Source organism: Pseudomonas sp. BW7P1 (assembly GCF_024981055.1).
Taxonomy (GTDB): domain Bacteria; phylum Pseudomonadota; class Gammaproteobacteria; order Pseudomonadales; family Pseudomonadaceae; genus Aquipseudomonas; species Aquipseudomonas bananamidigenes.
The window spans coordinates 549,494-561,441 of record NZ_CP103374.1 but is presented as its reverse complement, the minus strand read 5'-3'; the positions used below and the strand labels follow the sequence as shown (position 1 = coordinate 561,441).

At 59.7% G+C, this 11,948-nt stretch carries 14 protein-coding genes, 1 tRNA gene and 1 pseudogene; 12 read left to right on the top strand and 4 right to left on the bottom strand.

Features of this window, described 5'->3' with window-relative positions; all coding sequences use genetic code 11:
* Nucleotides 1–23: 23 nt before the first annotated feature.
* Nucleotides 24–341, top strand: coding sequence for a hypothetical protein (locus NWV16_RS02535; RefSeq protein ID WP_260521847.1), 318 nt, complete (start codon nucleotides 24–26; stop codon nucleotides 339–341).
* A 37-nt stretch (nucleotides 342–378) separates the two neighbouring features.
* Here the strand turns inward: NWV16_RS02535 and NWV16_RS02530 are convergent, their stop codons facing one another.
* Nucleotides 379–828, bottom strand: coding sequence for a carboxypeptidase regulatory-like domain-containing protein (locus NWV16_RS02530; RefSeq protein ID WP_260521846.1), 450 nt, complete (start codon nucleotides 826–828; stop codon nucleotides 379–381).
* Nucleotides 829–984: 156 nt separating this feature from the next.
* Between NWV16_RS02530 and NWV16_RS02525 the strand changes: the two are divergent.
* The 4 genes and pseudogenes from NWV16_RS02525 to NWV16_RS02510 all read left to right on the top strand — a co-directional run.
* Nucleotides 985–1,212: pseudogene (locus NWV16_RS02525) on the top strand (DUF1016 N-terminal domain-containing protein); the annotation flags it as partial.
* Nucleotides 1,213–1,346: 134 nt separating this feature from the next.
* The gene (locus tag NWV16_RS02520) at nucleotides 1,347–2,321 is read left to right on the top strand and encodes an alpha/beta fold hydrolase (protein ID WP_260521845.1); all 975 of its coding nucleotides are present in this window, start codon (nucleotides 1,347–1,349) and stop codon (nucleotides 2,319–2,321) included.
* A 31-nt stretch (nucleotides 2,322–2,352) separates the two neighbouring features.
* Nucleotides 2,353–2,766: a hypothetical protein gene (locus NWV16_RS02515; RefSeq protein ID WP_260521844.1), complete on the top strand. Its 414-nt coding sequence runs from the start codon at nucleotides 2,353–2,355 to the stop codon at nucleotides 2,764–2,766.
* A 6-nt stretch (nucleotides 2,767–2,772) separates the two neighbouring features.
* Nucleotides 2,773–3,225: a hypothetical protein gene (locus NWV16_RS02510; RefSeq protein ID WP_260521843.1), complete on the top strand. Its 453-nt coding sequence runs from the start codon at nucleotides 2,773–2,775 to the stop codon at nucleotides 3,223–3,225.
* 70 nt (nucleotides 3,226–3,295) lie between these two features.
* Here NWV16_RS02510 and gabP read toward each other — a convergent pair whose 3' ends face one another.
* Entirely contained in the window at nucleotides 3,296–4,687 is a 1,392-nt protein-coding gene (gene gabP / locus NWV16_RS02505; protein WP_065257720.1) for a GABA permease, read from the bottom strand.
* 552 nt (nucleotides 4,688–5,239) lie between these two features.
* Between gabP and NWV16_RS02500 the strand changes: the two genes are divergently transcribed.
* The 7 genes from NWV16_RS02500 (at nucleotide 5,240) to NWV16_RS02470 (ending at nucleotide 10,764) form a co-directional block, all read left to right on the top strand.
* Entirely contained in the window at nucleotides 5,240–6,013 is a 774-nt protein-coding gene (locus tag NWV16_RS02500; RefSeq protein ID WP_065257721.1) for an ABC transporter ATP-binding protein, read from the top strand.
* A 13-nt stretch (nucleotides 6,014–6,026) separates the two neighbouring features.
* Nucleotides 6,027–6,776, top strand: coding sequence for an ABC transporter substrate-binding protein (locus NWV16_RS02495; protein WP_260521842.1), 750 nt, complete (start codon nucleotides 6,027–6,029; stop codon nucleotides 6,774–6,776).
* Nucleotides 6,777–6,854: 78 nt separating this feature from the next.
* Complete coding sequence (locus tag NWV16_RS02490; RefSeq protein WP_260521841.1) at nucleotides 6,855–7,550, top strand: ABC transporter permease; 696 nt, start codon at nucleotides 6,855–6,857, stop codon at nucleotides 7,548–7,550.
* The gene (locus tag NWV16_RS02485) at nucleotides 7,547–8,236 is read left to right on the top strand and encodes an ABC transporter permease (RefSeq protein WP_065257724.1); all 690 of its coding nucleotides are present in this window, start codon (nucleotides 7,547–7,549) and stop codon (nucleotides 8,234–8,236) included. The genes NWV16_RS02490 and NWV16_RS02485 overlap by 4 nt, the downstream gene beginning before the upstream one ends.
* Entirely contained in the window at nucleotides 8,217–9,452 is a 1,236-nt protein-coding gene (locus NWV16_RS02480) for an SAM-dependent methyltransferase (protein WP_260521840.1), read from the top strand. The genes NWV16_RS02485 and NWV16_RS02480 overlap by 20 nt, the downstream gene beginning before the upstream one ends.
* A gap of 344 nt (nucleotides 9,453–9,796) precedes the next feature.
* The gene (locus NWV16_RS02475) at nucleotides 9,797–10,612 is read left to right on the top strand and encodes an FkbM family methyltransferase (RefSeq protein ID WP_260521839.1); all 816 of its coding nucleotides are present in this window, start codon (nucleotides 9,797–9,799) and stop codon (nucleotides 10,610–10,612) included.
* Nucleotides 10,613–10,688: 76 nt separating this feature from the next.
* Nucleotides 10,689–10,764: transfer RNA gene (locus tag NWV16_RS02470), tRNA-Thr, on the top strand.
* Between the two features lie 99 nt (nucleotides 10,765–10,863).
* Here the strand turns inward: NWV16_RS02470 and NWV16_RS02465 are convergent.
* Nucleotides 10,864–11,574, bottom strand: a complete 711-nt coding sequence (locus NWV16_RS02465) for an SDR family NAD(P)-dependent oxidoreductase (protein WP_260521838.1) — start codon at nucleotides 11,572–11,574, stop codon at nucleotides 10,864–10,866.
* Nucleotides 11,575–11,623: 49 nt separating this feature from the next.
* Nucleotides 11,624–11,842, bottom strand: coding sequence for a tautomerase family protein (locus NWV16_RS02460; RefSeq protein ID WP_065257763.1), 219 nt, complete (start codon nucleotides 11,840–11,842; stop codon nucleotides 11,624–11,626).
* Between the last annotated feature and the right edge of the window lie 106 nt (nucleotides 11,843–11,948).

The following is an 11,948-nucleotide window of genomic DNA, read 5'->3' as shown; positions in this document are numbered from 1 at the left end:
TACGGAAGAGGGTCATCCCCGCGATGAACCAGAAAAGAACCCGCGTCCCCCTGCCCCATCCGCCACCCCGCCGCCAGAGCTGGATTTCATTCTGGCTGACTGTTCTCGTCGGCCTGTTGCTGATGTTCGCCATTGGCGCATCCCTCTACATGATGGTCGAGAGTCTGATCACAGGCTCGATCACGACGAACAATCGAGGCCCGCGCAAAACCTGGCTGCGGGACCTGCAACCGCACAAATACTGGTTCGAAGTGATATGGCAAAGCCTCGGCACTCTGTTCCTGTTGGCGATTTCGCTGTTCGGGTTACGGGTTTACCTGAAGGTACGCAAGTCATCGTGAAGGACGGGACTCAGGGCGAATCCCGCCCTTGTCGACGCTATTGATGCCAGTCCCAGTGAAACACCAGATTGCTGGCCCCGCCGCTGCCGACATTGGCAACGTCCCGGCGCACCTCGCCGTTGCGGGTAGCGACCACGGTGTACTTGCCCGGTGGCAACTGTGCATAAACCAGAGGCCCGATCTGGCTCAGGTTCAGCACCGGTTGTCCCGTCGCCTTCTGGACAACCAGATCGACGTCCGAGGTGTACAGATTTTGCGCACCGACAGCGAAGGTCATGTGCAAGTTGTAACCGGCGGACTGCTGAATGGCCCGCGACTCGTCCAGGCCGATCCCGCCGGAGAGGTAATTGATCCCGTTTTGCTGTTGCTGCTGGACTTGCACACCGGCACTGTCGATCGGCTCGACACTGCTGGCCTGCGCCATGAGCGGAAATATCAGAATCGCCACAGCGGCGACGGGCAACATGAATGAAGTGACGCGTTTCATGACTAGAACTCCCGGGCTCTCGCAGAACCCAATCGTTACTCCTGTTTAGATTTTGCGATGCGGGGCAGGTTTTAGATTGTTTGGGAGTTGTCTTGAATGCGAAAAGGCCTACGCGTTGTATTCGCCAATCATTGCAGTCCTGGGTCAGATCCCGCTCAAGCATTTCCAATTCGTGACGCACTGCGTCACGAATTGAGCTGGCCCCATTATGGCCGCTTGATACAGGTGGAAAGCGAAACGGCTCGCGAGTGGTACATGAACGACTCCGCCTCGCAAAACTGGTCCAGCCGCGCTCTGGATCGACAGATCAACACTCTCTACTACGAGCGGCTGCTGCTGAGTCAAGACAAGGCTGAAGTTTTTGAAGAGGCAGCGAGCAACATCGCGCGGAACTGAATCGTGAACAGCTTCAGCTCGAAGAGCGCCTGCGTAATCGGTCGAGTGAATAAACACCGACGGATTGTTCACCAGAGCTGCCGAGACTATCGTTGGCAGCTACTTCGCGAAGGTCGAGAGCCATGGGTTTTCAAGAGACGCACGCACTGGAAAATGCTCAGAACAGAGTCGCCCTCACAAGCGACGTTCAGGACGAACCGTTCCACGAGCCCGCCGCCGATGGTTATCCCCTTGGCGGCTTCAGCTGGCGCCATGCATTGCCCGACCCGCTTCGTTCAGTGGTCGTCATTAACGCCGCTACCTCGGTGCGCTGCCGTCACTATTCACGTTTTGCGGCGTACCTGTTCGCCAATGGCTTCGACGTGATGATTTATGACTACCGGGGCATCGGCGAGTCTCGCCCCAAGTCGATGAAGCGGCTGCAGGCGTCATGGACGGACTGGGGCGCGATGGATTTCGAGGCGATGCTCAAACGCGCACAGCGTGAGTTCCCCGGTCAGCCGATCGATGTAATCGGCCACAGTTTCGGCGGCTGTGCGGCAGGACTGGGGGCTTCCGGGCAGGCAATCCGACGACTGGTAACTGTCGGTGCACAGTTCGCTTACTGGCGCGATTACGCCCCGGAACACCGTTGGCGGATGTTCGGCAAATGGCACCTGCTGATGCCGCTGCTGACACTGTTCTGCGGTTACTTTCCCGGCAAGCGACTCGGCTGGCTGGAAGATACCCCTGCCGGCGTCGTACGCGACTGGAGCACGCCTGCCGCAAGCTATGAGCGACGTCCGAGCGGTCGGGCGCTACTGGTGAAAAATGGCCACCTGCCCTTCGCCAACGTTCGTGCAGACACCCTGGCGATCAGCATCAGTGACGATCCCTACGGGACCATTCCGGCGACCGAACGCCTGCTCGATTACTTCCACAACGCACCAAAGACCCATCTGCGACTCGAACCACGGGACATCGGCGAACAGGAAGTCGGACATTTCGCCTTTTTTCGCAGCGCATACCAAGCCACACTATGGCCCATCGCGCTGACCTGGCTGCAGACCGGCGCACTGACCTGCGACACACCCGGGCGGCAGATACCGCGCAGCTGAGTCCCCTCCAACGCATCACGGAACACACACCATGGCTTCTGCCAACAAGCAGCAAAAACGCGCCGCAAGGGCCAAGACCAAGGCCAAACAGAACCGCACCAAACGCGCCGAGGCACCGGTCGAGCTGGATCCGAACGACGAGCGCATCGATTTCGAGGCGGTGGACCTGACCGAACTGTTCAAGAAAATGATCGACGCCGCAAAGATCAGCCAGCAGGCCATGTGCACGGCGTTCCTCGAAGACCCGCTGCTGGAGCTGGTCGTCGAACAGGAAGGCGAGGAAGGCGCCATGGATTTCATCCTCGCGGCCCTGATCGAGTACCGCCAGTGGTCCACCGAAACCGACGAAGCCGGCGCCCTGGCGTGGATCGAATCACCTGACTTCCAGAAAGACTATGTGGCCGCGTCCGACGCGATCGCTGCACAAACCCAACAGAAAAACTGAGTTCCCATGGCATCCCTGAACAAGCAACAGAAACGCGCCAAACGCGCCAAGGCCAAGGCCAAGCACATCCGCATCGCCGGCCGCAGACCGCTGCCCCAGGACGACGATCTCGGTCATCTGGCCGAACCGATTCCGGAATACACCCTGGCGATGTTCAGCAAGATGCGCGACGCCGAAGCCGTCAGCCGCAACGACATGCTGCTGACGCTGCTGCGGGAGCTGGCGTTCATCATCGTTGATCACCCAGAACTGCTGGACATGGAAAACGCCGAAGACGAAGGCATGGCCGCCACTCACCTGGCTGCCGACATGCTGATCGACTACCGCATGTGGGCCGACGGCATGGATCGCGAGACCGCCCAGGCCTGGCTGAGCGAGCCGCAGTTCATCACTGATTTCGGCAATGCTCTGGACACCTATGGCCAGTCGCGAGAAGAACAGGAAGAAAAGAGCGAATAAACCTCGCTCATTAACAAAAACGGCCGCTTGTCATCGCTGACAGCGGCCGTTTTGCATGACGCGATACGAATCAGTTCAGCACCACGGCACCACGGTTTTCAGCTTTTCGACGACGCGCCACGAGCAGGCCGGTCGCGACAACCAGCAGGCTCAGCAGGCCGGTCGCGAGGATTTCCACACGATGGGCTTCCTGGAACAGCATGATGGTCAGGGCAGCCACGATGAAAACGATCACCGCATAGGTCAGGCCCGGGAACAGCCACATGCTGAAGACGATTTTCTCGCCGCGAGCCATGCGTTGCTTACGCATGCGCAGTTGCGAAATCGCGATCACCAGGTACACCAGCAGCGCGATGGCGCCAGAGCTGGCCAGCAGGAACTCGAACACCGCAGCCGGGGCCACGTAGTTGGCGAAGGTGCACAGGAACGCCGCGCCGGTGGACAGCATCACCGCCCAGTAAGGGGTGCCGCTCTTGTTGGTGCGGGTCGACATGGCCGGCGCATCGCCACGCTTGCCGAGGGAGAACAGCATGCGCGAAGAGGTGTAGAGCGCCGAGTTCAGGCAGCTGGTCACCGCTACAAGAACCACGATATCGACGATCATCTTGGCATTAGGGATGCCCATGCGCTCCAGCACGGTCTGGTAGGAACCGAGGTTGGCCAGTGCAGGATCGTTCCAGGGCACCAGGGCCACGACGATGAAAATCGACACGAGGTAGAACAGACCGATCCGCCAGATCACCGAGTTGGTGGCCTTGGAAATCTGCTTGCCAGGGTTCTTCGATTCCGCAGCCGCAATGGTCACGATCTCGGTACCCATGAAGGAGAACATGGTGGTCAGGATCGCGCCCAGCACGGCGCCCAAGCCGTTTGGCAGGAACCCCTGAGTGTCGAAGATGTGCGAAACACCGCTGACCTGGCTGTTCGGCAGGAAACCGAAAATGGCCGCGATGCCGAGGATGATGAAGCCGATGATCGCCACGACTTTGAGCAGGGCGAACCAGAATTCGAACTCACCGTAGTTTTTCACGCTGAACAGGTTGGTCACGGTCAGCAGCAGGGTGATCACCAAGGCGAAGGCCCAGATTTCCACACCCGGGAACCAGGCGTGCAGGATGGTCGCGGCGGCGTTGGCCTCCAGCGGGATCACCAGCACCCAGAACCACCAGTACAACCAGCCGATGGTGAAGCCGGCCCAATGGCCGATGGCGCGGTCGGCGTAAGTCGAGAAGGAGCCGGTATCCGGCGAAGCGACAGCCATTTCGCCGAGCATGCGCATGACCAGCACAACCAGCATGCCTGCAGCGGCGTAGGCCAGAAGCACGGCCGGGCCGGCGGCAGCGATGGCGTGGCCGGAGCCGACGAACAGACCTGCACCGATCACCCCGGCGATCGACAACATGGTCACATGACGCGATTTGAGGCCCTGTTCGAGGCCATTGGAGCTTGGGGTACTGCTCATTGAAACTACCTTTGCAAGGAAAGCGATTGCGTCCGGCCCGTCTGGCGTTCCTTCTCGTAAAAAGAATCCAACGGGGCGTTCCGGATTCTGCACGCAATAATTGCGCCAAAATGTTTCAAACTCTTCTGGCCTGCGGTTTTCAGCGCGACCGGACAGTCATCGCAAGTCATTGAGAATACTGGCCTTTCGCCAAAGCGTTACCCTGCGACCCACTTTTCAGACGAATGAGCGCACCAGAAACACACTGAAAAATTACCGGACGCACAATAAAAGGGCGAATAAGGAACGTTCGGCCGGATAGCGCTTCCAAGACCCCGCCAAAGGTGGCAACATCGCGCCTTTTTTTACGCGACACCCACGGGTATCAACGTTCAAACACCCGTTCGGTTGTTGACGGGGCGACAGTCTGCTGCGCCGATGCGACAACCTGCCACACGCCATCCGTTTACCGCCCGTAGCGCTGTTGGCTGCCATTGAAACGCTATGCTAGCTTGGCCGCCTCGCCAGGAAGGCCACCCGACAGCTGGAGCGCAACATATATGAGGAACGCACATGGCTGAGGCCACGCCCGCGCTTGAAATCCGCAACCTGCACAAACGCTACGGACAGCTGGAGGTGCTCAAAGGCATCTCGCTGACCGCCCGCGACGGCGATGTGATCTCGATCCTCGGTTCCTCCGGTTCCGGCAAGTCCACGTTCCTGCGCTGCATCAATCTCTTGGAAAACCCGCATCAGGGCCAGATCCTGGTCGCCGGCGAAGAACTCAAGCTCAAGGCCGCCAAGAACGGCGAACTGGTTGCCGCCGATGGCAAGCAGATCAACCGCCTGCGTTCCGAGATTGGTTTTGTGTTTCAAAACTTTAATCTTTGGCCGCACATGAGTGTGCTCGACAACATCATCGAAGCCCCACGCCGCGTGCTGGGCCAGAGCAAGGCCGAAGCCATCGAAGTCGCCGAGGCCCTGCTGGCCAAGGTCGGCATCGCCGACAAGCGCCACGCCTATCCGGCCGAGCTGTCGGGCGGCCAGCAACAGCGTGCGGCGATTGCCCGCACACTGGCGATGCAGCCCAAGGTGATCCTGTTCGACGAGCCCACCTCCGCCCTTGACCCGGAAATGGTCCAGGAAGTACTTAATGTCATCCGCGCATTGGCCGAAGAAGGCCGCACCATGCTGCTCGTGACCCACGAAATGGGGTTTGCCCGTCAGGTGTCCAGTGAAGTGGTGTTTCTCCACCAGGGCCTGGTCGAAGAGCAAGGATCGCCACAGCAGGTGTTCGAAAACCCGCTTTCGGCGCGCTGCAAACAATTCATGTCCAGCAACCGCTAACGGAGCTACCCGCATGCAGAATTACAAAAAGGTCTTCCTGGCCGCCGCCGTCTCCCTGGCGTTCAGCGCCGGTGCCATGGCCGAGACCCTGAAGATGGGTATCGAGGCGGCTTACCCGCCGTTCAACAACAAAGATGCCAGCGGCCAGGTTGTCGGGTTCGACAAAGACATCGGCGATGCCCTGTGCGCCAAGATGAAAGTCGAATGCAGTGTCGTGACCTCCGATTGGGACGGCATCATCCCGGCCCTGAACGCCAAGAAGTTCGACTTCCTGATTTCCTCGCTGTCGATCACCGAGGAGCGCAAGGGCGCGGTGGACTTCACCGACCCGTACTACTCGAACAAACTGCAGTTCATCGCGCCGAAAAACGTCGACTTCAAGACCGACAAGGACGCGCTCAAAGGCAAGATCATCGGTACGCAACGCGCGACCCTGGCCGGCACCTGGCTTGAAGACACTTACGGTAGCGATATCGAAGTCAAACTGTATGACACCCAGGAAAACGCCTACCTGGACCTGACCTCCGGTCGCGTCGATGCCATCCTCGCCGACAAGTACGCCAACTATGACTGGCTGAAAACCGACGCCGGCAAGAACTACGAGTTCAAGGGCGACCCGGTCGTGGAAAGCGACAAGATCGGCATCGCCGTGCGCAAGGGTGACCCGCTGCGCGAGAAACTGAATGCCGCATTGAAGGAAATCGTCGCCGACGGTACCTACAAGAAAATCAACGACAAGTATTTCCCGTTCAGCATCTACTGATCCTGACGTGCGGGACCTGCGCCGTGATCCGACGGCGCGGGCTCCCGGCCTTGCCTGCCGCGATTTGAAAAGAAATCCATGATTATCGACCTCTACGGATTCGGCCCGGCGCTCGCCGCCGGCGCGCTGATGACCGTCAAACTGGCACTCACGGCTCTGTGCCTCGGGCTGGTGCTCGGCCTGCTCGGCGCCCTGGCCAAGACTTCCCCGTACAAGCCTCTGCAATGGCTCGGCGGCACGTATTCGACCCTGGTACGCGGCGTCCCGGAATTGCTCTGGGTACTGTTGATCTACTTCGGTACGGTCAATGCCATGCGCGCGCTCGGAGAGTTCTTCGGCAACCCCGGCCTGGAACTCAGCGCCTTCGCCGCCGGCGTCATCGCGCTGGGCCTGTGCTTCGGCGCCTATGCCACGGAAGTGTTCCGTGGCGCGATCCTCGCCATTCCCAAAGGGCATCGTGAGGCCGGCGTGGCCCTGGGCCTGTCGAAATGGCGGATCTTCACCAGGCTGATCATGCCGCAGATGTGGCGCATCGCCCTGCCCGGTCTGGGTAACCTGTTCATGATCCTGATGAAGGACACCGCGCTGGTGTCGGTCATCGGCCTGGAAGAAATCATGCGTCACGCGCAGATCGGCGTGACCGTCTCCAAACAGCCGTTCACTTTTTATATGGTCGCCGCCCTCATGTACCTGTGCCTGACGGTGCTGGCGATGACCGGCATGCACTTGCTGGAAAAACGCGCCGCACGTGGTTTCGCGAGGAGCGCTCAATGAACTGGGAAGTGATCATCAAGTGGCTGCCCAAGCTGGCTCAGGGCGCGACCCTGACCCTGGAACTGGTGGCCATCGCCGTCATCGCCGGTCTGCTGCTGGCTATCCCGCTGGGCATCGCCCGCTCTTCGAAGCTGTGGTATGTGCGCGCGTTGCCCTATGCCTACATCTTCTTTTTCCGTGGTACGCCGCTGCTGGTTCAGCTGTTCCTGGTCTATTACGGCCTGGCACAGTTCGACGCGGTGCGTAACAGCTCGTTGTGGCCGTACCTGCGCGATCCGTTCTGGTGCGCGACCGCGACCATGACCCTGCACACCGCCGCCTATATTGCCGAGATCCTGCGTGGCGCGATCCAGGCGATTCCGCCGGGTGAAATCGAGGCGGCGCGAGCACTGGGCATGTCCCGACCGAAAGCGCTGTTCTACATCATCCTGCCGAGAGCTGCGCGCATCGGCCTGCCGGCCTACAGCAACGAAGTAATCCTGATGCTCAAGGCCAGCGCCCTGGCCAGCACGGTGACGCTGCTGGAACTGACCGGCATGGCCCGCACGATCATTGCCCGCACTTACCTGCCGGTGGAGATCTTCTTCGCGGCCGGCTTGTTCTACCTGGTGATGTCCTACGTGCTGGTTCGCGCTTTCAAACTCCTGGAACGCTGGCTGCGCGTCGATGCATGCCAGGGACGCTGACGCTTCTGACGTGCTGACGGGCGAGGCCTTACTCGCCCGCTTCACGGCGCTGGATACATTTCTCACAGCGCATCAGGCGCTGTGGAAACCCCGTCCGTTCACTCATCTGCATTTGCCTTGGGAAACGTCCTGTCCGGAGCTGGCTTCGTGGCTACGTGGACGCTCGCTGGAGGATGCGGAAAACGCCCACAACAACCCTGCCGGACTCTTGAGTGCGCCGGAGCCGTTTGCTTCATTGGCGGCGTTGTCGCTTGAACTGAGTGCGGTGGGTGAATTGCCCGCACATTCACTGGAAGCCGCCGGCCATCGCCTGAATGTCGATGTGCCGGGACGCAAATGGCAGCAGATCGAGGCTTTCGCCAGCCGCCTGTCGTTTGCCTCGCAACCGAAGCACTGGCTGGATTGGTGTTCGGGCAAAGGCCATCTGGGGCGACGCCTGCTCGGCGCCGGCCAGCGACTCACTTGTCTGGAATATGACCCGGCGCTGGTCGCCAGCGGGCAGGCGCTGAGTCAGCGTCATCACCTGCAGGCGCGGCATGTCGAGCAGGATGTGCTTGCGGCGGACACGGCTTTATCACTGAACAGCGAACACACAGCCATCGCCTTGCACGCTTGCGGTGACTTGCATGTGCGGTTGATGCAACTGGCCAGCGCCGCCGGCTGCAAACAATTGGCCATCGCACCCTGTTGCTATAACCGGATCAGTCGCTCGGAATATCAGCCGTTGTCCTGCGCCGGTTCGCGATCAACCCTGCAGCTTTCGCTGGAAGATCTGTCGCTGCCAATGAGCGAAACCGTCACCGCCGGTGCCCGCGTCCGACGCCAGCGTGACACGTCAATGGCCCGCCGGCTGGCTTTCGATCTGTTGCAACGGCAAGTGCGCGGCATCGACGAATACCTGCCGACACCTTCCTTGCCAAGTGCATGGCTGGAAAAACCGTTCGCCGACTTCTGCCGCGATCTGGCGGCACTGAAAGAGTTATCCACAATCGGCGGGCAGGATTGGCCGGCACTGGAAATCGCCGGTTGGAAGAGATTGGCCGAAGTTCGCAACCTGGAATTGCTGCGCGGATTGTTCCGACGACCACTGGAGCTTTGGCTGAATCTTGATCGGGCACTTTTTCTCACCGAGCAGGGATACGTCGTACGCCTCGGCACCTTCTGCGAGGCGCCGCTCACACCGCGTAATTTCCTGCTGCTGGCCGAACACGCTTGATTCTTTACAGCCTGTGGATAACTCTGTTGATGGATTTCTCATGGATCCAATATCCACGGTAGTTTCAAGCCATCAGCTGTGCTGGTCATTTTTTGTTCACATAAATAAAGAACCGGTAAAACAGGGATTTGCGATTCAAATGAGAACCCGTCCACAGAATCCAGCCTGAGCCGGCCTGCTTAAAAGCCCGTTGTGCATAAGCCTCCAAGCAAAAGGACATAACCGCCGAATCGCGGACGCAGGGAACGGAAAATTGCACCCGCCTTCCACCCTTGCTATACAGGCTCACACCGTGCCGGCGGGGCACGGAATAACAAAAAGAAACCGATCGACAGGGAGCGACCGTGACGTTCATCTCTTATGCACAGAATTTCGAAGATATCCGCCTGTGGCGCGCCCTCAAGTGCTTTGAGAACGGCTTCTACATCGACGTCGGCGCCAACGACCCGACACACGATTCGGTCACCAAGGCGTTCTACGATCACGGCTGGAGCGGCATCAACGTCGAGCCGATGCAGAACTACCACGACGCCCTGCGCCAGCAACGTCCCCGCGACACGACTCTGCAATGCGTGGCCAGCGACCATCCGGGCGAAATGACGTTCTATGGCATCCCCGGTACAGGCCTTTCGACCGCCGACCCGGTCGTCGCTCGGGAACGCAAAGACCTCGGCATGGATGTAAGAAGCCTTACCGTCAGCGCTCGCACGCTGACCTCGATCTGCGAGGAGCACGCCGGCGACCGCCCCATCCACTTCTTGAAAATCGACGTTGAAGGTCACGAAGAAACCGTGCTGCGCGGCATGGACTTCAGCCGCTTCCGCCCATGGATCATCCTCATCGAAACCCCTTGGCAGCGTGACCATACCTGGGAACACCTGGTGACCGACGCCGGCTACACCAACGTTCTGTTCGACGGCCTCAACAGCTTCTTCCTCGCCAGCGAGCACATGGATCTCAAACCCGCATTCGACCTGCCACCGTGCAACCTCGACAACTTCCGGCTGTGCAAAGGCCACAACCTCGCGCACCCGGTAGAATCTGAACTGGAGGCCGCCCTGCAACGCGCCGAAGACGCCGAAGCCCGACTGCGCGCCATGCAAAACAGCCGAGCCTGGCGAGCTGTGCAAAAGCTGCGCAACGTCCTGCGCCGGGCCTGATTCGCAGAGGGCGCAAAAATAGTCAGAATTCAGGGGTTTACAGAACCCGCGCAGTCGCTATAATCGTCGCCCACACGCCGGTATAGCTCAGATGGTAGAGCAACTGACTTGTAATCAGTAGGTCCCGGGTTCGATTCCTGGTGCCGGCACCATACAAGACGAAGCCCCTGCAGAAATGCAGGGGCTTCGTTGTTTCTGCAGGCTCGATTTCAAGAGCCCCCATCTCGCAAAGCGCTGTTCAATAGCATCAATCAGTGCCCGGCACTCTGCCCACCATCCACATGCAGAATCTCGCCAGTCACAAAGTTCGCGTGATCGAGATACACCACCGCCTGCGCAATATCGTCGACCTCGCCCATATGTCCGACCGGATGCAGCGCACCCAGTGCCGCGTGGGTCTCTTCGCCATGCATCGGCGTCTTGATGATGCCTGGCGAGACCGCGTTCACCCGGATCCCGCGTTTTGCGTATTCAATGGCCAGGGATTTGGTGGCGGCATTGAGGCCACCCTTGGTCAGTGAAGCGAGGACCGAGGGCACGCCGTCGATGGCGTGGTCGACCAGGCTGGTGGTGATATTGACCACGTGGCCCTTGCCCTGTTTCTCCATCTCGGCGATGGCCAGTTGGGTGATGTAGAAGAAGCCGTTGAGGTTGACCGACAGCACCGCCGCGTAGTCTTCCGGAGTGTAGGCGGTGAACGGTTTGGCGACGAAGATGCCGGCGTTGTTGACCAGGGTGTCGATGCGGCCGAAACGCGCCACGCCTTCGCTGATCACACGTTGAGCGGTGGCCGGGTCGCCGATATCGCCGGCGATGGTCAGGATCTGCGGGTCGTTCGACGGTTTGATCGAGCGCGAGGTGGCGACGATGTTGTAACCCAATTCACGGAAGGCCTTGAGCATGCCTTCGCCCAGACCTTGGGAAGCACCGGTGATAACGACGGTTTTTTTCGAGTGGCTCATGATGAAATCCTCAACAGATTGATGGTGATCGACAAGACAGCGGGCGCGGTCAGGACTGATTTCGCTCCGCCAGCTGCCGGCGGTATTCGGTGGTGGTGATGCCGGCGTAGCCCCAGTTATCGGTGTCGACTTCTTCGATCACGATGTGGGTCAGGTCCGGGCGTTTGTTGAGGACGCGCTCCAGGGTTTCAGTGATTTCGGCGATCACCTGAGCTTTCTGCTCACGGGTAACACCGTCGCGGGTGATGCGTACGCTGACAAATGGCATGACGACTACTCCAGTGACCTGCCCTCGGGAATGAGGGTCAGGTGTTGGAGCTCAATTTAGGTATGTGTCGGGCGGGGAAAAAGTAGGGGAGGAGTACTTCATTTGT